This is a genomic window from Sphingobium sp. B11D3A (assembly GCF_025961695.1).
GTDB lineage: Bacteria > Pseudomonadota > Alphaproteobacteria > Sphingomonadales > Sphingomonadaceae > Sphingobium.
In genome coordinates, this window is the sequence record NZ_JAOQOE010000001.1 from 406,045 (window position 1) to 426,551 (window position 20,507).

A 20,507-nucleotide genomic window follows, 5' to 3' on the forward strand; every position below is an offset into this window, starting at 1 on the left:
CGTGGAGAGACGATTTGACTGACACCACCGCCGCGCAGCCCGATCCGGATCGCGCCGCCAGTCCCGCTTATCGCCCCCATTATTCGGATGAAGCCTGGCCGGCCGCGCGCCAGGCCTATCATGTCGCCTGGGTGCTGGCCGCCGTGCAGATGTGCGCCCAGCTCAATAACGGCGTCATGACGCTGCTGGTGGAGCCCATCAAGCGCGACCTGCAATTGACCGATATGGAGATGAGCTATCTGCTCGGCTTCTCGGTCAGTCTCTTCTACGTGCTGATCGGCATTCCCGCCGCTCGACTGGTGGACCGGCATAATCGCAAACATCTGCTCGCCGCATCGGTCTTCCTGTGGAGCCTTGCCAGCGCGGCATGCGGCCTAGCCCAGAATTTCTGGCAGTTCTTCGCGGCACGCTTTGGCATCGGCGCTGGGGAATCGATCAGCGGGCCGCTCTCCTATTCACTGATGGCCGACTATTTTCCGCCGGAAAAGCTGCCCCGCGCCATCGCGATCTACAATGTCGGCTTTCAAGGCGGCACGGCGCTCTCGCTGCTGCTGGGCGCGGTGATGATCCACCTGCTCTCCGGGATGCCCGCCATTCACCTGCCCCTGCTCGGCGCCGTGCGCGAGTGGCAGGTCGTGTGGGTGGTGACCGGCCTGATGGGCATCCCGATCCTGCTGCTGGTCGCCACGATCGTGGAGCCCAAGCGCCGCGGGTTCAGCGCGGCCGCGGTCGTGGGGATGCAACCGCGCAAGGTCGGCCTGCGCGAGACCTTGCGCTATCTGCTCGCCCATTGGCGGCTTTACGGCCCGATGTTCCTCGGCCTGTGCTTCACCGCCATGCACATGTTCGGCACGGCGGCATGGAGCGCGGCCTTTTACGCGCGGACCTATGGATGGGCACCGGCGAGCACGGGCCTCTACACCGGGCTTCTCAGCCTCATCCTGGCGGTTCCGGCCCTGTTCGGTGCGGTCTGGCTCAACGATCATTTCCGCAACCGCGGCCATGCCGATGCGAACATGCGGGTGCTGGCCATCGGCTTTACTGCATCGGCGCCCTTCATGATCGCGGCGCCACTCATGCCCAGCCCGTGGCTGGCGCTCGGCATGGGCGGCATCGGCACGGCCTTGATGCTGATGGCGGCGCCATCGCTCAACTCGGCCTTGCAGGTGGTGACGCCCAACGAGATTCGGGGGCAGATCACCGCGCTCTATCTGTTCACCATGACGGCAGTGGGCGGCGGGCTCGGACCGACCTACTTCGCCTTCCTCACCCAATATGTGTGGGGGGACGAGGCGCTGTTGCGATATGCCATCGCCACCTCTGCGGCGATTTCCTTCCCGCTGGCGGCGATCACCTATTGGGCGGGGGTGAAGCCCTATCGGCGGCGCATCCTGGAGATGCGGGCCGATGGCGCGCCGCTCTGAACCGCCCACCGCATCTGCCTATTGTCGCCACTATTTTCGCGCCCGGCGCAGCGGCACTCGCTGGGGAAATCAACGGCATGCCTCTTGCGTGAGGCGACGCCGGCAAGCTGACACATATCGAGGGAGAGAATGATGGCGAACAAGCGTGGAACGATCGTGATCGTGCATGGCGCGTGGGTTGGCGGGTGGCGCTGGCGCAAGGTAGCCGATCTGCTGCGCGATCGCGGCCATTATGTGTTCACGCCCACGCTGACCGGGCTGGGCGAGCGCGCCCACCTCACCAGTCGCGACGTCAACCTGGCGATGCATGCGCAGGATATCGCCAACGTCATCCGCTATGAGGAACTGGAGAATGTGCTGCTGGTCGGCCACTCCTATGGCGGCATGCCGATCTCGCAGGCGACCGAACTGATCCCCGAGGGGGTGATCCAGTCGATCCTCTATATGGATGCTTTCATGCCCGAGAACGGCCAGTCGCTGAACGATCTGGTGCCCGGCGAACCGCACCTCCCGCCCGAGGAAGGGGATTATCTCGTGCCGCCGCCCCGGCTGCTGCTGCAGGGCTTCAATGCGCATATGGACCCCGCCTCGCGTGCGTCTTACGAGGATCGGCGCACAGCGCAGTCCGTCTACTGCTTCTCGCAGAAGGCCGAACTGACCGGTGCCCGCGACCGCATCCCGCAAAAGACCTATGTGATCGCTACCGGCTACAAGAACGATACGTTCGCCCCCGTGGCCGAACGGTTGCGCACCCAGCCGGACTGGCGCGTGGAAGAAATGCCCTTCACGCATGATCTCCAGCATGTCGCCGTGACCGAATCTGCCGACATGATCGAATCCGCGCTGCCCTGAGGCCACTCGGCTCGGCTCAGCCTTGCAATGTAGGCACTATTTTCAAGCCGCCCCGTCCGCACACTGGGCCGAATTGAACGAAAGGCGGCCGCAGCGGCATTGCCAGACCGGACGGATAGTCCGCCGACTGCGATGCCCTGGCCGCCATGAGGAGAGAGAATCGTGAACAATCAGGCTGCCGCCGTCGCCTCGCGCCCGACCTCGGTCGAGAGCTTCATTCGCTATTCGGAGCGCGCGGCCGATGGAGGCTGGATCGAGAAGAACGGCTCCTATTCCTTCTCGATGGAAGACCATGACGTGACCGTGCACAACGCCCGGCTCGCGGACATTTCATTCGATGCGCAGGGCTTCACCCTGGTGAAGCACGCCACAGATGTCGATTTCACCGACAAGGATGATTTCGAGCGCCGCTATTATCCCGAGGTGGCGCGTCTGGTGAAGGATCTGACCGGCGCCAGCGAAGTCTTCGCCTTCATGGGCATTTTGCGCGGTGGCGAGGATGCCAAGGGCGGCGGCCCGGCGCTGAGCGCCCATGTGGATTTCAACGGGCCCGCGCTGCAGCAGTGGATCGCGCGGCTCGTGCCCGATCGGGCCGAGGAGCTGGCGGCCAAGCGCCTCGTCAACATCAATGTCTGGCGCGGCACCAAGCCGGTCGAGAATTATCCGCTGGCGGTCTGCGACAGCCGCAGTGTCGAGAAGCGCGATTTCTTGAGCGTATCGCTGGGCAAGCCAGAAGGCGGCTTCCGCCAGGGCATGCCAGCCGGCCTCAACATGGCCTACAATCCCCGGCATCAATGGTATTATTATCCGGATATGCAGCCCGATGAGGCGCTGATCTTCCGCCTGTACGATACCGGCAATCCCGATTGGCAGATGACCGGCCATACCGCGTTCGAGGATCCGACCAGCGAACCGGATTCCCCGCGCCGGGAGAGCTTCGAGGTCAGGACCATCGCGGTGTTCGACGCATGATGGCGCAGCGCTCTCCTGTCCGCTCCGCCATCCTGCGCGCCGGATCAGCCCGAGGCTGCGCCGGCCGGCGCGCCGATGCGGAAATGGCCTTCCTCCAGCCGGGTCAGCTTCGCCTGTCCGCTCTGCTGCCAGGGGTCCTTCGCCAGTCGATCGAGCACTTCTTCGCGGCTGTCGGCCAGAAACACGAACAGCACATCCTCGGACTCGGCCAGCAGGCCCGCCATGGCGATGAAGCCCTCCTTTTCGAGCGCGCCCATATAGCCGGCGTGGTCCGCAAAGCCGGGCTGCTCATGCGCTTCCTTGCTGGGGTCCCAAAGGTCTGTTCGCTCGACCAGAGCAACGAAGGTCTTTTTCATAAGAACGCCTTTCAAGTTTTTCAGACTGCATCAGTATAAGTTCAGTCTAACAATATATTCAAGCGTTACGTTGGAGAATAAATCATGAAGGTCTTCGTATTCGACTGGACCGCTTATCAAGAGAATGTTGATAAGTATCGCGAGGATGGTGTTCTTCCGCGCTTGGGTGCAAGTCATTTTGATCCGCAGGCCGCTGCAAAGACTTACGAGAACCATCTTGAAGCATGGGCAGAGATGGACAAGCAGGGTTTTGATGGCATTGCGATCAATGAACATCATGGCACGCCCTTCGGTCTGGGCAATTCGCCCAATCTGATGGCGGCAGCGCTGTCGCAGGTGACCCAGCGCCTGAAGATCCTGGTCTACGCCAATCTGCTGCCCATCCACGAGCCGCTGCGTCTGGCTGAAGAGATTGCCATGCTCGATTGCATGAGCAACGGACGGCTTATCTGTGGCGTGGGTCGCGGCGCGCCCCGCGAATACAAGATCTTTAACGTGCCCATGGGTGAATCGCGCGGTCGCTTCAATGAGGGCTTCGAGGTGATGCGGCGCGCCTGGACGCAGGACAGCTTCTCCTTTGACGGGGAGTTCTACAAGTTCGAGGACGTCTCCCTGTGGCCGCGTACCTTCCAGCAACCCCACCCGCCGATCTGGGTGCCACTCACCGGGTCGAAGGAGTCCATCGAATGGGCGGCCGAGCATGATGCGACCATCACGCCGGGTATCTTCCGTGGGTCCATGCGCGAGGATACCATCCGCTATTTCGCCGAATGCCAGGCCCGCCATGGACGCGAGGTCCAGTCGGACAAGATCAGCATCATGGTCGACTGCTATGTGGCTGATTCCAAGGAGCAGGCCATCGAGGAATATGGCAGCCACCTGATGTATCTGTTCAACACGCTGCTGCGCTACGATCAGGTCTGGCAGTCGGATGTGCGCAAGACGAAATATTATAGCTCCACGGCGTTCGAACATCTGCGCGAAGGCGCGAAAGGCACGCTGGCCGAGGATGACACGGTGTTCAACGAGTGGACGATGGACACGGTCCGGGGCGCAGCCCAGCACATGCCGATCGGCACCGCCGACGAGATCGTCGCGCGCATCATCGATGAGTGCAACGATGCCGGCGCCAACAATGTGCTGCTGGTATGCAACCGCGGCGACATGCCCCACGACATGTACATGAATCAGGTCCGCCGTATCGGCAAGGAGGTCCTGCCCCGCCTGCAGGCGCACAATGTCACCTTCGTTCCCCATGCCGAGCGGCAGCAGGCAGCGGAATAGCAGTCGGTCAAAAATACAGTAGAACCGACCGACGAAATGGGGGGTGACGATGGCGACGACGACACAGCATAATCCGGCAGAGCCGCTCGCAGACGAAACGCATCCGCTGCTGCGGCCCGGCTACAAGAAATGGGCCGTGTTCGTGCTGCTGCTCGTCAGCATTTTCAACTTCGCCGATCGCGCGATCCTCGCGGTGCTCGCCCAGCCGATCAAGGAAGACCTCGGGCTTACCGACACCGATCTCGGCATTTTGCAGGGGCTGGGCTTTGCGATCATGTATTCCGTGCTGGGCGTGCCGCTCGGCATGTTGGCCGAGCGCGTCAACCGGACGCGGCTGATCGCCATCTGCGTCGCCGCCTGGTCTGCGATGACCGCGGTCTGCGGCCTGGCAACGGGCTTTACGACCTTGCTGTTGGGGCGGATCGGCGTGGGTATCGGCGAGGCGGGGGTGCAACCGCCGACATCATCGCTCCTGTCCGATCATTACCGGGCCAATCGTCGCGCCTCGGTGCTGGCCGTCATCTCGCTCGGCTCACCGTTCGGCTTTCTGCTCGGCCAGTCGCTGGGCGGTTGGGTGGCGACGCAATGGGACTGGCGCACGGCCTTTTTCGTCATGGCCGCACCGGGCATCATGGTCTCCCTGCTGGTCTGGTTCACCCTGCGAGAGCCACCGCGCGGATTGGCGGATGGCCGCATCACACGCGCACCCGTGCCCTCGCTGGGGACGGTGCTGCGCTTCCTTTTGGCCAAGAAGACCTACATCCACTTGCTGGCGGGGGTGACCATTGCCGGTTTCACCCTCAACGCCATCGCCAACTTCGTGCTGCCCTTCTATCTGCGCAGCTTCGAGATCAACCTGGCGACGCTCGGGGTGATCTTCGGCATTGTCACCTTCACCTCCAACGGCATTGGCATGCTGCTGGGCGGGTTCGGCTTCGACTGGCTGTCGCGTCGAGACATGCGCTGGGTGCTCTGGGGGCCGGCGCTGTGTATGGCGCTGTGCGTGCCCATCTATTTCGGCGCCTTCATGAGCCGCGAACTGTACGTCTCGCTCGCCTGCATCTTCTTCGGCAATATGGCCCTCATCACCTTCATGGCCCCCACGATGGGCACGATGCAGAACCTTGCCGGGCCGCAGATGCGCGCCATGACCGCCGCGATCACCGCGCTGGTCGGCGGTCTGCTGGGTGCCGGCCTCGGACCGACTGTCACCGGGGTGCTCAGTGACTTCTACGCTAGGCGCGCTTATGGCGCGGCTGATTTCGCCACATCTTGTCCGGGGGGCAGGGGGCCAGATGGCATAGGCACGGCTCTCGATGCCGCCTGCCTCACGGCGTCATCGACCGGTTTGCGGTACGCACTGGTCACGGTGCTGGTGCTGTTTTTCTGGGCCGCCCTGCACTATGTTCTCGCCGCGCGCGATCTGCGCAAGGATGTCTACAGGCCCGAGGATGAGGCGGGGGCGGTGTAAGATCGCCGCCTCGCGCGCGATCAGATCGGGCGCGTCGAGCTCATGGAAAGCATGACCCGGGAGGCCTCTGCCTTGGCCCAGCCCAATTGCGCATCGCTCCCCATCGGCAACCGGTCGAGGAGCATGCGCAGCAGCGCGAAATATTCGGCCTGCTTGTGCGCCGGCAGGCGCTCCAGCAGGAAGGGATGGAACCGCGCCTCATAAGCCGCGAGGCAGCGCGAGAAGAGATCGATGATCGGGCTTCTGGCCAGCTTGGAGACATATTGGACCAGCGCCAGCAGATCATAGCGATCGATGGGGTCGCTGCTCTGTGCGCGGTCGAGAAGTTCCTGCAGCCGCGCTCGCTCCGCCGCACTGGCGCGGCTCACGGCCAGCGCCGGTACGAAGCGATTCAATTGGAACAGCGTTGTGCCAGCGGTCTGGGGATCGACCTGCCGGCTGATCAGGAAGGCAAGGACAAGCCGGATGCTGCCGGTGCCGCGCAGATCCCGCACGATCAGGCCATTGCCCCGACCCCGGCGGCACTCGACGAGCCCGCTATCCTGCAACTGCCGGATCGCCTGACGCAGCGTGACGCGGCTGACGCTGAAGCGCTCGCACAAGTCCCATTCGGAGCCCAGCCGCTGGCCGGCATTGCCGCTCGGCAGGATTTCGGCCGCCAGCCTGCGGGCGACGAGGAGGGCGAGCGTCCGGTCGGCATCCTGACGGGACGCCTCGATGGTCGGCGGCGAAAGCGGCGCATCGCGCGCGGCCAGCCAGTCGCCAAGGCGCCGGTGAAGCCTGTCGGCCTCTTGCTGTGCGGCCGTCACGTCGCGGTTGGCGACGGCCTGGTTGATCGCTTCGGCTTGCTGCTTGGCCTGCCCAAGCCAATCGCCGTCATGCGATTCAACCCCGGTAAACAGCATCGTCAGTTCGTTCAGGCACTGCACGAACAGCGGCAGGACAGGGTCTCCACTCATCGCCGCCAGATCGGACCGCACCCGCAAATGCCAGGCAAGGCCGCCCTCGCGTTCATTCGGCGCGTCCAGGCGCATCCCATGGTCTGACCGATCGGCTGTGGCCGCAAGCGTTGCGAGCAGCGGGTCGACAGCTTCGCGCGCATCCAGCACCTGCTCGCACGTAACGCCAGCCAGCTGGAAGTAATTAGCGAGCTCAAGCCCGATCCGGCCCACGTCGGGCTGCGCCACCATGAAGCCACCGCTCGGTCCGGGACGTAGCCGGCCCAATCCGCGGCGCTCGAGCAGGGCGACCGCTTCGCGCATAGCTGCGCGCCCCACGGCATAATGCTCGCACAGACCCCGCAGTGACCCCATCACGCCACCGACGGGCAAGGGGCTGGAGGCGATATCGTCCTCGATCCTGCGGGCCAGCCGCTCGGCCAGGCGGGCGGTGGCGGCATCCTCGCTGGTGGATGCGCTATATATCTTTTCCGCTGTGTTCATGCGATCCTCTACGGACCGATTGAAACTGTCTGATCCTTGTTATGCAAGCGAAATTCAGCCAGCGGCAACTATATTTTCGCTCGGAATTGTTGCCACTATTTTAGTCTGCCCAAGTCCGCCAAGCTCTGGCACACTCGTATCTGTCATACGCATGATGGAACTCAGGAAGATATCTTGAAAAGGCAGCTGCTCGGCGACCTAAGCGCCCAGGTCGTGATCTCTTCGTTACGTCGCAAGCTGCCCCCGCTGCCGGTGATGACGGTTCAAGGTCGCCTCGCGTGACCATTTCCATGCCGGCCCCGGACCCGGACATTCTGGGTCGTCGCGCGGAGATCGTGCGGGCGATGCAGGCCATCGTGCCGGGGGAGGGGGTCGTCTCCCATCCCGATGGCCTGCGCCCGTTCGAGACCGATGCGCTCACCGCCTACCGGCAGATGCCGCTGGCCGCGGTGCTGCCTGAGACGGTCGGGCAAGTCTCGCAGGTGCTGGCCTGGTGCCACGCCCATGACGTGAAGGTCGTGCCGCGCGGGGCAGGAACGTCGCTTTCGGGCGGCGCGCTGCCGCTGGCCGATGGCATCCTGCTCGGCCTCTCCCGCATGAACCGCATCATCGAGATTGATTATGCCAACCGGGTCGCCGTCGTGCAGCCTGGCGTCACCAACCTTGCGATCACCAAGGCGGTAGAAGCGCAGGGCTTCTATTATGCGCCGGACCCCTCCAGCCAGATCGCCTGCTCCATCGGCGGGAATGTCGCCGAGAATAGCGGCGGCGTGCATTGCCTCAAATATGGGCTGACGACCAACAACGTGCTCGGCGTGGAGATGGTGCTGATGACCGGCGAGATCATCCGCTTGGGCGGCCGCCATCTCGATGCGGCCGATCTCGATCTGCTGGGCGTCATGACCGGATCGGAAGGGCTGCTGGGTGTCGTGACGGAAGTCACCGTGCGCATTCTCCCCAAGCCGCTGCAGGCACGAGCAATGCTGATCGGCTTCCCGAGCATCGAGACGGCGGGGCGCTGCGTGGCGGATGTGATCGGCGCCGGCATTATTCCGGCAGGCATGGAGATGATGGACCGCGCCGCCGTCGGCGCTGCCGAAGCCTTCGTGAAGGTCGGCTATCCGCTCGACGTGGAGGCCTTGCTGATCGTCGAGATCGACGGTGTCGATGCCGAATGCGATCATCTCGCTGCAGAGATCAGCGCCATCGCGACGGCCAATGGCGCCGTCAGCCTGCAGGTCTCACAGGACGAAACGCAACGTCTTGCCTTCTGGGCTGGTCGCAAGGCCGCCTTTCCCGCCGTCGGTCGCCTTGCGCCGGACTATTATTGCATGGATGGCACCATTCCCCGCCGCCACCTGCCGCATGTGCTGCGGCGGATATCCGAGCTGGCCGCAGCACATGGCCTCGCCGTCGCCAATGTCTTCCATGCCGGCGATGGCAATCTCCATCCGTTGATCCTCTACGATGCCAACCAGCCCGGCGAGCTCGATCGCGCGGAAGACCTCGGCAATGCGATCCTTCGCCTGTGCGTCGAGGTGGGCGGCGTGCTCACCGGCGAACATGGCGTCGGAATCGAGAAACGCGATCTGATGCCGGAGATGTTCAGCGAGACCGATCTCGCGCATCAGCAGCGGGTGAAATGCGCGTTCGATCCGGCCTTGCGCCTCAACCCCGGAAAGGTCTTCCCCACCTTGCATCGCTGCGCCGAGCTCGGCCGCATGCATGTGCACAAGGGGCAGGTGCCTTTCCCCGACCTTCCGAGATTTTGATGACCACCAATATGGTCACGCCGACTGGCATCGCTGAGCTCTGCGCGGTCATCCGCGATGCGGGTCGCGAAGGCATGCCGGTGGAACTGCGCGGCGGCGGGACAAAGGCGGATATCGGCCAGCCGGACCGGCAGGGGCTGATGGTGAATATGTCGGCTTTTGCTGGGATCATCGATTATGATCCCGCCGAACTTGTGCTCACGGTGGGGGCGGGTACGCGCCTGTCCGAAATCGATCACATTCTGGCAGAGCAGGGCCAGATGCTGGCGTTTGACCCGTTCGATTATGGTCCTGTCTTTGCGCGCCCATCCGGCGCCTCGACCATCGGGGGTATCGTCGCAGCCGGCGTCTCCGGCTCGCGCCGCCTCTCGGCCGGGGCCGCGCGCGATCATATGCTGGGCTTCGAGGCCGTCTCGGGCCGTGGCGAGGCCTTTATCGGTGGCGGCAAGGTGATGAAGAATGTCACTGGCTACGACCTGCCCAAGCTGATGACAGGAAGCTGGGGCAGGCTGGCTGCGCTCACCAGCCTCACCCTAAAGGTCATGCCCCGCCCGCAGACACGCGCGACGCTGCTGTTGCGTGGACTGGACGACGAGGCGGCCGTCGCAGCAATGGCCCGCGCCATGGGTTCGCCAGCCGATGTCGCCTGCGCCGCCCATCTGCCCGAGGCGGGTCTCACGCTGCTGCGTATCGAAGGCTTCGCGCCATCGGTGACTGCGCGCGGCGACGTGCTGCGGGCGCTGCTGGGGCAGGCGGATTTGCTTGCAGACGGCGCCGACGAGCCTTTGTGGGCGGCGGTGAGGGGCGGCGGCACCCTGCAGGACGAGGCCATATTGTGGCGGATCAGCACTGCGCCGTCCCGTGGGCCTGAGGTCTTCCGGGCACTCCAGTATCTGGGCGCGCGACGCTGCTATGATTGGGCCGGCGGTCTCATCTGGCTGAGCTTGCCGGAAGATGCCGATCAGCATTGCGTGCGCCAGGTCGTCACACAGACGGGCGGGCACGCGACGCTGATCCGCGCGCCAGCCGCGGTGCGCACCAGCATGTCGGCCCTCCATGTCGAAGAGCCCGGCGTCGCCGCACTTTCCGCACGGGTGCGGGCGGCGTTTGATCCGCTGGGCATCCTGTCACCCGATCGCTTTGGAGCCGCCGATGCGCACTGATTTCACGGCCGAGCAGCTGGCCGATCCTGCGATGGCGAGCAGTGAGCGCGCGATCCGCAAATGCGTCCATTGCGGCTTCTGCACCGCGACATGCCCGACCTACGTGCTGCTCGGCGATGAGCGGGATTCGCCGCGCGGGCGCATCTACATGATGCAGGATATGCTCCAGAATGAGCGCATGCCCTCCAGCGAGACCGTGCGCCATATCGATCGCTGCCTGTCTTGCCTGTCCTGTATGACGACCTGCCCGTCGGGGGTGAACTACATGCACCTCGTCGACCATGCGCGCAGCTGGATCGCGACGCATTACAGGCGCCCCTGGCACGAGCGGCTGATGCGGCGGCTGCTGGGCGCGGTCTTGCCGCACCCGCGCCGCCTTGCCCTGGCCCTGCGCCTCGCACCGCTCGGTCGCCCCTTCGCACCGCTGCTGGCGCGATGGCCGGCCACGCGCCCTCTGGCAGCGATGCTGCGACTGGCGCCGTCCGAACGCCCAACGGCTGCTGGGGTGCCGCCAACCGCGACCGGCAATCTGGGCCGGGTCATTCTCCTGCATGGCTGTGCAGAGCCGGTCCTGAAGCCCAACATCCGCGCTGCCACGCACCGACTGCTTTCGCGCGCCGGCTATGAGGTCTTGTTCGCCAAAGGCGAGGTTTGCTGCGGCGCGCTGGTCCGGCACATGGGGCAGGACGCCGAGAGCCTGAACGCCGCGCGTCGGAATGTCGATGCCTGGACGCCTCATATAGACGCCGGCCTGAAAGCCATCATCATCACCGCCTCGGGCTGCGGCACGACGATCAAGGATTATGGTTCCATGCTGCGCGACGATCCGCTTTATGCGAAGAGGGCTGCCCGCCTATCGGCGCTGGCCTGCGATATCAGCGAGTTTCTCGCGAAAATCACGCTTCCGCGGGGACGTCCGCAGGGCATCCGCGTCGCCTATCAATCGGCCTGTTCGCTCCTGCACGGGCAATCGGTCGACCACGAACCGCGCGCGCTTCTGGAGCGTGCTGGTTATGAGGTCGCGACCCCCGCCGAGCCCCATTTGTGCTGCGGCTCGGCCGGCACCTACAATATCCTTCAGCCGGAAATCTCTGCACAGCTGCGCGATCGCAAGGTCGCCAATCTGCTAGCCTTGCAGCCCGATGTCATCGCCACGGGCAATATCGGCTGCGCGATGCAGATCGCCAGCGCCACGGACATTCCCGTACTGCACATCGTTGAACTGCTGGATCGGGCGTTGGGCGGGGCGGACGCCAGGTCTATCACCTGACGCCCAAGCCCTTCATTCGCCGCAACTTCGATCAGTGCGGCGCGAGCCCCATTTCTACGCCGGTTTTGTCGTGCAACGCGAAGCGGTCGACAATGTCGGCGCTGGCGCGGTTGTAGCCCACGACCTCGACCTCGCGCCCGTCGCGGCGGAGGCGCGCGACGATCTTGTCGAGCGCGCCGACGGCCGAGATGTCCCAGAAATGCGCGCCGGTCACGTCGATGACGACGCGGGTCGCCGTGCCTTCCGATTGGAACGCGCGGGTGAAGCGGTCGACCGACGCGAAGAAAATCTCCCCAGTCACGCGGTAGATGGCCTGCGCGCCGTCCGCAGTTTCATCACGCTCGACGGCGAACATGCGCTGGACCTTACCGGCGAAGAAGATGCCGGAGAGCAGCACCCCGGCCAGCACGCCAAGCGAGAGATCATGCGTGGCGACAACCACGATGACCGTGGTCAGCATCACCACTGACGAGGTTGCAGGATGGCGGCGCAGGTTGGGGATGGAGTTCCAACTGAACGTGCCAATCGAGACCATGATCATCACCGCGACCAGCGCTGGCATCGGTACCCGGCCCACGAATGGCCCGAGGACGGCCAGAAGGAAGAGGAGGAAGGCGCCCGCAACGAAGGTCGAGAGGCGTCCACGGCCGCCCGACGTGACGTTGATCACCGACTGGCCGATCATCGCGCACCCGCCCATGCCGCCAAACAGGGCGGCGACGATGTTGGAGCCGCCCTGGCCGGCGCATTCGACCCGCTTGTTGCTGTCGGTGTCGGTCATGTCGTCGACGATCTGCGCGGTGAGCAGGGATTCCAGCAGGCCGACCGCGGCCATCGTCAGGGAATAGGGCAGGATGATCCGCAGGGTATCGAGGGTCAAGGGCACGTTGGGCAGCGCCAGGCTCGGCAGTCCCTCGGGCAGCTTGCCCATGTCGCCAACTGTGTTGACGGGCAGGCCCATGCCGATGCTGATCGCGCTGAGCACGAGGATGGCGACGAGCGGCGAGGGGATGGCCCTCGTGATGCGCGGAAAGCCATAGATGATGACCAGGCCGCCCACGGCCATGGCATATGTCTGCCACCCGACATTGGTCAGCTGGGGCAACTGAGCCAGGAAGATGAGGATCGCCAGCGCGTTGACGAAGCCCGTGATGACCGAGCGGGACACGAACTGCATCACCAGATCGAGGCGCAGCAGACCCGCGATCATCTGGATAAGACCCATCAGGATGGTGGCCGCAAAGAGATAGTCGACCCCATGCTCGCGGACGAGCGGCACGACGAGGACGGCGACAGCCGCCGTGGCCGCAGAGATCATGCCCGGGCGGCCGCCGATCAGCGCGATGGTCATGGCGATGGCGACAGAGGCATAAAGGCCAACGCGCGGATCGACGCCGGCGATGATCGAAAAGCCGATCGCCTCCGGAATGAGCGCGAGCGCGACGACGATACCCGCCAGGATGTCGCGACGAGCGGTCGGTCCGTCAGTAAACCACTGGCGGCGGTACGATGTCAGATGAGAGGTCATGCGGATTCCACAACAAGGCACATGGCGCACATTGGGCGCGGGGGAGGTTGCATGTGTGATGTTGTCCGGCGGATCGGCGGCCGGAATAGCCACCCGGGGTTTCACCGGGTCCTTGCGATTGCCCGCCTGTTACATGGCACAACGCGGTCGGGCAAGGGACAGAACCACCGCTCGGCATCGCCTTGAGATCGACCGAATAGTCCTGACCACCCTATGGGCGCTCATCGCCCATCGGTCAGCGTAGCCGCGGCGCGGTTAGCGGAAGGATCTACGCTGATTCCCCGCGCTCTCCGTTCGGAATAGCGATCGACCAGTTGCGCCGCATGCGGTCGCATGAGCACGGTGATCCGCACCAGTTCCTCCATCACATCGACGATCCGGTCATAATAGCTGGAGGGCTTCATACGGCCGGCCTCATCGAACTCCTTATAGGCCATGGCCACCGACGACTGGTTGGGGATGGTGAACATCCGCATCCAGCGGCCCAGCAGGCGGAGCGTGTTGACCGCGTTGAAGGACTGCGATCCGCCCGACACCTGCATGACCGCGAGCGTCCGGCCCTGTGTGGGGCGCAAGCCTTTCATCTCCAGCGGCAGATGATCGATCTGCGCTTTCATGATGCCGGTGATCTGCCCATGCCGCTCCGGGCTGCACCAGACCTGTCCCTCCGACCACAGCGACAGCGCGCGCAACTCGTGCACGGCCGGGTGATCGTCGCCGGGCACCTTATCGGGCAGCGGCAGGTCCGAGGGATCGAAGATGCGGGTTTCCGCGCCGAAGAACCGCAGCAGGCGCGCGGCTTCTTCGACCGCTAGGCGCGAAAAGGACCGCTCCCGGAGCGACCCATAAAGCAGCAGGATGCGCGGCGGCGGCTGATCCTCGCCAATCCCGAGGGCGGGCCTGGGTATCGCATAGGAACGGTCGAGCGCGGGAAGAAGATCAGGATCGGGCAGGATGCGCACACGGCTCACGAAACGAGGTTCCTTTCATACCAGGGCCGGCTGCGCTTCACGATGGCGACAGCGGAGAGCATCACCCGCACTTGGACCAGCACGATCATCAGCCAGATCAGCGCGGCGACGATGAGGTTTACTTGTGCCACTTCGGCCGCGGCGAAGACACCGGGCACGGCCTTGCCAAGCAGAATCCCGCTAACGATGCACAGGGCCACCCAGAGCGAGAGATAGCGCTCGAACGTGCCCATCAGCTCACCCGCTGCCCGGCGGCATCGACGACCGGCTCGCCATCCTCCTTGGTGAAGGCGCCGCGCTGCGCATCGGGCAGGATATCGAGAACAAGCTCGGACGGGCGACAAAGCCGCACGCCCAGCGGCGTCACCACGAGCGGGCGATTGATGAGGATCGGACGCGCCATCATGGCATCGAGCAGCGCGTCATCGCTCAGGCTCTCATCGCCCAGCCCGAGTTCGGCAAACGGCGTGCCCTTTTCCCGCAGCAGTGCGCGCGGCGTCAGCCCGGCCCGCGCGATCATCTGGGCGAGCAGCGCTCGCGTCGGCGGGCATTTCAGATATTCGATGACATGCGGCTCGACCCCGGAATTGCGGATGAGCGCCAGCGTGTTGCGCGAGGTTCCGCAATCGGGGTTATGATAGATGACGATGGTGGTCATGATCCCGTCCTTCAGCAGCAGGAGAGTTCGGCAAGCAGCGGTTCGCACAGATCTGCGCGGCCCTGGCAGCAATCCTTGGCAAGAAAGAGCATCAGATCGCGCAAAGCCGCGATATTGGCGCGCTGGATCTGCTGGCGTCCCCGCTTTTCCGAGATCACCAGTCCTGCCTTCGCCATGACGGCCAGATGGGTCGAGAAGGTGCTCTGCGTCAGCCCGCTCGCCTCGACAAGTTGCCCCGTCGAAAGGCCCTCCGGTTCGTGTCGCACGAGGAGATGGAAGGTCGACAGGCGGGTCGGGTGCGACAGGGCCGAGAGGATGGCGAGGGCGTTATCGGCGTCCATTCATCGGGAATAGCCGATAGGATTGGCTCGCGCAATATCGAACGGGAAAACCCGATGCTATTTTCGGACAACGAACGGCGGCTGCCGCTGGACGCCTGGAATCTAATGTGGAAGCAATGCCTCGCTTCGCTCTAGAGATTGAAATTTAGGAGAAAAGTGGTGGACGCACTTGGGCTCGAACCAAGGACCCGCTGATTAAGAGTCAGCTGCTCTACCAACTGAGCTATGCGTCCACTTCGGCGGCTCGTTGATCGTTTGATCAACATCCCGTCGGGAGGTGGGCCGTTAACATGGTGTTTTGAGGATGCCAACAAAAAATCCGAGGCGTGGCGAAAAAAGATGCTGCTTTGCGAGAAAACCGCGTGCGGCTCAGTCGGTCTCGCGGGTGCCGGGGCCGACGGGGGCATCGATGTCGCCATCCTCGCTCGCATTGGCGCCGTCTTCGCTCCCGGTCTGCGCCGGGGTGGCGGGAGTCGGGGCGGCCGGGGAGGCCGCATTGCCGGGCTCGGGCATGAGGGGCGCAGACTCAAGGCCGCGCGCAATGCGGAAGGCGTTGAGCTGGCGCTCCATGCGCATCTGCGGCGTGCCGCCCCAGGTCGCTTCGAAGCGCTGCAGCTTCTCCATCGCCTTGGCGGGATCGTAGAGATAGGTGATGCAATCGCCCGAGATCATCGGCGCGTCCTGCACCCGGTCCATGTGGCCGCCATGTTCGATGATCGTGGCGATGGCGTAGCGCGGATTGTCATGCGGCGCGAAGCCCTGGAACAGGGCGTGATCGCGCAGGCGGAAGGGCTGGCTTGCCGCGCGCTGGCCGCGGGTGCTGATCGCCCCGACCTGCGCCGTGCCGGTCTTGGCGGCGAGCATCACGCCGGGAACATCCAGCCGCGCTGCACGGCCGGTGCCGCCGCCGTTGACCACATCCTTCATGGCATTGCGGATGACCGTAAGATGCTCGAGCGACACGCCCAGCGGCTCGCCCTGATGGCGCTTGCCGTCGACGATGAAGTGCGGATCGAGATCGAGCCCGGTGGCGAGGCGCGCGGCCATCACGCACATCTGCGTCGGGTTCACCAGCATATAGCCCTGGCCGATGGTCGCGTTTACCGTGTCATAGGTCTGCCAGGGCTGGTTGTATTTCTTCATCTTCCAGGCTGGGTCCGGCACGGTGCCATAGCTCTGGTTGGGGAAGGGCAGGTCGAAGCGCTGGCCGAGGCCCAGCCGCCGCGCCATCATGGCGATGGCGTCCATCCCGATCTTCTGGGCGAAGTAATAGAAATAGATGTTGCAGCTCTGCTCGATGGCGCGGTGCATGTTCGTCGTGCCGTGGCCCCGGCGCGCATGGCAGTGGAACAGGCGATTGCCCACCCGCAGCGCCCCGGTGCAGTTCACCGTCGCCTCGGCCGGCAGCCCGGCTTCGAGGAAGGAGAGGGCGATCATCGGCTTGACGGTCGATCCGGGCGGATACAGCCCGCCCAGCGTTTTGTTGCGCAGCGGCACATGGTCGTCTTGCGAGAGCATCTGCCATTCGTGATGCGAAATGCCCTCGGAGAAGCTGTTGGGGTCGAAGCTCGGCATTGAGGTCGAGCAGAGAATGTCCCCGGTGTGGCAATCCATGATCACCACGGCGCCGCTCTGCGTACCCAGCCGGCGGCCGGCGAACTCCTGCAGGCCGGCATCGATGGTCAGCTTGATGGAGCGGCCCGGCGTATCGGGCCGGGTTTCGAGGTCGCGCACCATCGCCCCGCGCGCCGTCACTTCCACGCGGCGAGCACCGGGCTTGCCGGTGAGAACCGAATTGAGCGACTTCTCCAGACCCTGCTTGCCGAGCTTGAAGCCCGGCGTGATCAGCAAGGGGTCGCGCGATGCATTATATTCCTCGGCTGACGGCGTGCCGACATAACCGAGTAGATGGCCGACTGGCGGCCCAGCAGGATAATAACGCGAAAAGCCTTGCGAGGGCACGACGCCGGGAAAATCGGGCAGCCGCACGGAGAGCGCCGCATATTGCTCGTAGCTCAAGTCATCGGCCACCTGCACGGGCTGATAGCCCGCCGCGCGGTCGAGATGCTCGTTGATGCGGTCCACATCATTGGGCGTCAGGGCCAGCAGCGTGGCCAGCTCGCGCACCACCCGCTCCCGGTCGCGCAGGCGATCCGGAATGATGTCGACACGGAAATTGGTGCGGTTCGAGGCCAGCGCCTGCCCGCGCCGATCCAGAATCCAGCCCCGCCGGGGCGGGGTGATGGTTAGGTTGATGCGGTTGCTGTCGGAGAGGAGCTGGTACTTCTCATTCTCCGCAATGGCGATCCACCCCATGCGTCCCACCAGCAGGCCGCCCACTGCCAACTGCGCCCCACCGAGCACGAAGGTGCGGCGGTTGAAGCTGTAGGCCTGGCTGGCGGGGGTGACGACTTTGTTGGGGAACAGGATCTTGCGGAAGGAAATCACGGAAGCCGCCATTTGTCCAGCGCGGCACAGATGCGCACGATGAAGGGGAACAAGGCGACACTATAGAGGAACTGCGGGAGGATTTGAATGATTTCCCCGCCATGGCCGGAGAGATGCACGGCAAGCCAGCCGCCGGCCAGCGCAAAGCCGATAGCGAGGGAGCCGAGCAGCCAGCCATGCCAGTAATCGCGCCACAGGTTCCGCTGCCCCTCAAAGTCGAAAGCGAGCAGCAGGATCGTCCACAGAAACACGGCGCTGCCGACCGGCTGCCCGTTCATAAGATCATCGGCCAGCCCCAGCGGCACGCCGATCCACAGCGGCCAGATGTCCGGACGCAGCACCCGCCAGGCGATCAGCATCATCAGGCCGAACGGCGGGAGCAGGGGGGTCTGCGCGATGACCGGCATGAGCGGCGCCAGCATCGAGCCGAGAATGACGGACGCGACCGGCACGCCGCGCAGGTGCAGCCAGGTCCGCTTGCGGCCGATCCGGTTGCTGTAGCGGCTGTTCATGGCGCGGCGGGCGGCTGCGCGGCATTGCCGGCACGCTCGGCTTCTTCCGGGCGGAAGGGGGCCTGCACGACGACCAACTCCACGCGCGAGGGGTTGGCGAGTGGAATGGCGATGGCCTTCTCGCCTTCGCGCCGCGCGACGATCGCTACAGGGATGTTGGAGCGATACAGACCGCCAATGCCGGACGTAACGAGCACGTCGCCGGGCTTGAAGGGATTGCGCTCGGCATTGAGGGCGCGGATCTCGACCGTGCCGTCGCCCCGGCCGGAGCTAATGCCCGGAATATTGTCGCTCGTGCGTCGTACCGGCACGATATTGCCTTCATCGATGAGCAGTAGGACGTCGGCGGTGTTCGGCCCGGCACGCAGCACGCGGCCAACCAGGCCCTCCGGCGCGCGCACCGGCATGCCCGCGCTCACGCCCTCGCTGCGGCCCATGTCGAGGCGCGCCAGGCGGGCGGCGCTGGCCGGTGTAGAGGAAATCAGATGGCCGGCAGCAACGACGCCCTGATCGGTTTCGGTCAGCTTGAGCAGGTCGCGCAGGCGGATATTCTCCTGGCGGATCGCTTCGGCCTCGATGAGGCGCGTGCGGTTCGCTTCCACCTGCCGGCGCAGGGCGGCGTTCTGCGAGCCTGCGTTGATATAGGCGGCAAACTCTTCCTCGATATTGCCGACGCCGACGACGACTGAGCGCAAGTTGCTGGAGATCGGGCGCGTGACTTCCGCCGCCGCCGAGCGCAGGCCAGCAAAGCCGGCGGGATCGGCAATGGAGACGATAAGCATCAGCAGGCCAGCGACCGCGCCGAGCAGCGCGATCACATAGCTGGCGAACAGTCCATATTGCGCTTTCCGGTTGAAGCCGGGGCGCCTGTTGCCGGGTGGCGCCATGCGAACAACCTCGGGCTCAGGCGGTCTGGAGCACGCCGCGGAAGACCGGGTCCTCCATCGCGCGCCCCGTGCCAATGGCGACGCAGGTCAGCGGGTCTTCCGCCACGGTCACGGGAAGCCCCGTCTCGTCGCGCAGTTCCTCGTCCAGCCCCTTGAGCAAGGCGCCGCCGCCGGTGAGGACGATGCCCTGATCGACGATGTCGGCGGCCAGCTCCGGCGCGGTGTTCTCGAGCGCGATGCGCACGCCTTCCACGATGGTGCCAATGGGCTCGGCCAGCGCATCGGCGATCTGGCCCTGATTGATCGCGATTTCCTTCGGCACGCCGTTCACGAGGTCGCGGCCCTTGATGTGGATCGTCGCGCCCACGCCGTCGGCCGGCTTCTGGGCGATGCCATATTCCTTCTTGATCCGCTCGGCCGTTGCCTCGCCGATCAGCAGATTGTGGTGGCGACGGACATAGGAGACGATGGCTTCGTCCATCTTGTCGCCGCCCACGCGCACGCTGGTGGTATAGGCAAGGCCGCGCAGCGAGAGCACGGCGACCTCGGTCGTGCCGCCGCCAATGTCAACGACCATTGAGCCGATGGGCTCGGTGACCGGCATGTCGGCACCGATCGCAGCGGCCATTGGCTCCTCGATCAGGAAGACCTGGCTCGCGCCGGCATTGCTGGCGGCATCACGGATCGCGCGGCGCTCGACGCTGGTCGAGCCGGACGGCACGCAGATCACGATCTCGGGAAAACGGGGGAAGCGGCGATGGCCATGGACCTTGCTGATGAACCATTTGATCATCTGCTCGGCAATGTCGATGTCGGCGATCACGCCGTCGCGCAGCGGGCGGATGGCCTCGATGGATTCCGGCGTCTTGCCCATCATCAGCTTGGCGTCTTCGCCGACGGCCTTGACGCGCTTCACGCCGTTGATCGTCTCCACCGCAACCACGGATGGTTCATTGAGGACAATGCCGTGACCGCGCACATAGACCACTGTGTTGGCCGTGCCGAGGTCGATCGCCATGTCCCTGGAAGTGAACTTGAACCAATTGGAGAAGAACGCCATTGACTGTCCTGTTCATGCCGGTCGCGCCGGTGAGGACGCGGCTTTCAGATGCTCCGGGGAATGCCCGCCCTGCCGACTCCAGCCACCGGAAAAACG

General features: G+C 64.6%; 19 protein-coding genes, 1 tRNA gene and 1 other annotated feature. Of the genes, 8 read left to right on the forward strand and 12 right to left on the reverse strand.

Going from position 1 to position 20,507, the window contains the following annotated elements:
* Positions 1-14 precede the first annotated feature (14 nt).
* The 3 genes from M2332_RS01950 (at position 15) to M2332_RS01960 (ending at position 3,248) form a co-directional block, all read left to right on the forward strand.
* Positions 15-1,424, forward strand: a complete 1,410-nt coding sequence (locus M2332_RS01950; protein ID WP_264572750.1) for an MFS transporter — start codon at positions 15-17, stop codon at positions 1,422-1,424.
* Positions 1,425-1,556: 132 nt separating this feature from the next.
* Positions 1,557-2,276, forward strand: coding sequence for an alpha/beta hydrolase (locus M2332_RS01955; protein ID WP_264572751.1), 720 nt, complete (start codon positions 1,557-1,559; stop codon positions 2,274-2,276).
* A 162-nt stretch (positions 2,277-2,438) separates the two neighbouring features.
* Positions 2,439-3,248 carry a CmcJ/NvfI family oxidoreductase gene (locus M2332_RS01960; protein ID WP_264572752.1) on the forward strand — a complete coding sequence of 270 codons (810 nt, stop codon included), beginning with the start codon at positions 2,439-2,441 and terminating at the stop codon, positions 3,246-3,248.
* Between the two features lie 44 nt (positions 3,249-3,292).
* On the opposite strand, the gene M2332_RS01965 is transcribed toward M2332_RS01960, so the two are convergent.
* Positions 3,293-3,604, reverse strand: coding sequence for a hypothetical protein (locus M2332_RS01965; protein ID WP_181559580.1), 312 nt, complete (start codon positions 3,602-3,604; stop codon positions 3,293-3,295).
* Between the two features lie 84 nt (positions 3,605-3,688).
* Between M2332_RS01965 and M2332_RS01970 the strand changes: the two genes are divergently transcribed.
* Both M2332_RS01970 and M2332_RS01975 read left to right on the forward strand, forming a co-directional pair.
* Entirely contained in the window at positions 3,689-4,888 is a 1,200-nt protein-coding gene (locus tag M2332_RS01970) for an LLM class flavin-dependent oxidoreductase (RefSeq protein ID WP_264572753.1), read from the forward strand.
* A 49-nt stretch (positions 4,889-4,937) separates the two neighbouring features.
* Positions 4,938-6,359, forward strand: coding sequence for a spinster family MFS transporter (locus tag M2332_RS01975; protein ID WP_264572754.1), 1,422 nt, complete (start codon positions 4,938-4,940; stop codon positions 6,357-6,359).
* Positions 6,360-6,379: 20 nt separating this feature from the next.
* Here M2332_RS01975 and M2332_RS01980 read toward each other — a convergent pair whose 3' ends face one another.
* Positions 6,380-7,801 carry a FadR/GntR family transcriptional regulator gene (locus M2332_RS01980; RefSeq protein WP_264572755.1) on the reverse strand — a complete coding sequence of 474 codons (1,422 nt, stop codon included), beginning with the start codon at positions 7,799-7,801 and terminating at the stop codon, positions 6,380-6,382.
* 278 nt (positions 7,802-8,079) lie between these two features.
* On the opposite strand from M2332_RS01980, the gene M2332_RS01985 reads away from it, so the two are divergent.
* Genes M2332_RS01985 through glcF form a run of 3 tightly spaced genes read left to right on the forward strand, consistent with a single transcriptional unit; the run spans position 8,080 to position 12,006 of the window.
* Positions 8,080-9,573, forward strand: coding sequence for an FAD-linked oxidase C-terminal domain-containing protein (locus M2332_RS01985; protein ID WP_264572756.1), 1,494 nt, complete (start codon positions 8,080-8,082; stop codon positions 9,571-9,573).
* Positions 9,573-10,736, forward strand: a complete 1,164-nt coding sequence (locus M2332_RS01990) for an FAD-binding protein (RefSeq protein ID WP_264572757.1) — start codon at positions 9,573-9,575, stop codon at positions 10,734-10,736. The genes M2332_RS01985 and M2332_RS01990 overlap by 1 nt, the downstream gene beginning before the upstream one ends.
* Positions 10,726-12,006 (forward strand): glycolate oxidase subunit GlcF, encoded by a 1,281-nt coding sequence (glcF, locus tag M2332_RS01995; RefSeq protein ID WP_264572758.1) that lies wholly within the window; start codon positions 10,726-10,728, stop codon positions 12,004-12,006. The genes M2332_RS01990 and glcF overlap by 11 nt, the downstream gene beginning before the upstream one ends.
* A gap of 31 nt (positions 12,007-12,037) precedes the next feature.
* On the opposite strand, the gene M2332_RS02000 is transcribed toward glcF, so the two are convergent.
* From M2332_RS02000 to M2332_RS02045, 10 genes are all read right to left on the reverse strand, one after another.
* Positions 12,038-13,534 (reverse strand): SulP family inorganic anion transporter, encoded by a 1,497-nt coding sequence (locus M2332_RS02000; protein WP_264572759.1) that lies wholly within the window; start codon positions 13,532-13,534, stop codon positions 12,038-12,040.
* A 59-nt stretch (positions 13,535-13,593) separates the two neighbouring features.
* Positions 13,594-13,649 (reverse strand) — a sequence feature (sul1 is cis-regulatory element that is thought to sense ions involved in sulfur or methionine metabolism; They are found in Alphaproteobacteria).
* Between the two features lie 106 nt (positions 13,650-13,755).
* Positions 13,756-14,505, reverse strand: coding sequence for an arsenical resistance protein ArsH (gene arsH, locus M2332_RS02005; RefSeq protein ID WP_319801475.1), 750 nt, complete (start codon positions 14,503-14,505; stop codon positions 13,756-13,758).
* Positions 14,502-14,738, reverse strand: a complete 237-nt coding sequence (locus M2332_RS02010; RefSeq protein ID WP_264572760.1) for a hypothetical protein — start codon at positions 14,736-14,738, stop codon at positions 14,502-14,504. The genes arsH and M2332_RS02010 overlap by 4 nt, the downstream gene beginning before the upstream one ends.
* Positions 14,738-15,163: an arsenate reductase (glutaredoxin) gene (arsC, locus tag M2332_RS02015; protein ID WP_264572761.1), complete on the reverse strand. Its 426-nt coding sequence runs from the start codon at positions 15,161-15,163 to the stop codon at positions 14,738-14,740. The genes M2332_RS02010 and arsC overlap by 1 nt, the downstream gene beginning before the upstream one ends.
* 11 nt (positions 15,164-15,174) lie before the next feature.
* Positions 15,175-15,504 carry an ArsR/SmtB family transcription factor gene (locus M2332_RS02020; protein WP_264572762.1) on the reverse strand — a complete coding sequence of 110 codons (330 nt, stop codon included), beginning with the start codon at positions 15,502-15,504 and terminating at the stop codon, positions 15,175-15,177.
* A gap of 157 nt (positions 15,505-15,661) precedes the next feature.
* Positions 15,662-15,737, reverse strand: a tRNA-Lys gene (locus tag M2332_RS02025).
* Positions 15,738-15,873: 136 nt separating this feature from the next.
* Positions 15,874-17,964 carry a penicillin-binding protein 2 gene (gene mrdA, locus M2332_RS02030; protein WP_264572763.1) on the reverse strand — a complete coding sequence of 697 codons (2,091 nt, stop codon included), beginning with the start codon at positions 17,962-17,964 and terminating at the stop codon, positions 15,874-15,876.
* A complete protein-coding gene (locus tag M2332_RS02035) occupies positions 17,949-18,464 on the reverse strand; it encodes a rod shape-determining protein MreD (protein ID WP_264572764.1) in 516 nt (171 codons plus the stop codon). The genes mrdA and M2332_RS02035 overlap by 16 nt, the downstream gene beginning before the upstream one ends.
* Entirely contained in the window at positions 18,461-19,351 is an 891-nt protein-coding gene (gene mreC / locus M2332_RS02040) for a rod shape-determining protein MreC (protein WP_264572765.1), read from the reverse strand. Before mreC ends, M2332_RS02035 begins: the two co-directional genes overlap by 4 nt.
* A 16-nt stretch (positions 19,352-19,367) precedes the next feature.
* The gene (locus M2332_RS02045; RefSeq protein WP_181559593.1) at positions 19,368-20,411 is read right to left on the reverse strand and encodes a rod shape-determining protein; all 1,044 of its coding nucleotides are present in this window, start codon (positions 20,409-20,411) and stop codon (positions 19,368-19,370) included.
* Between the last annotated feature and the right edge of the window lie 96 nt (positions 20,412-20,507).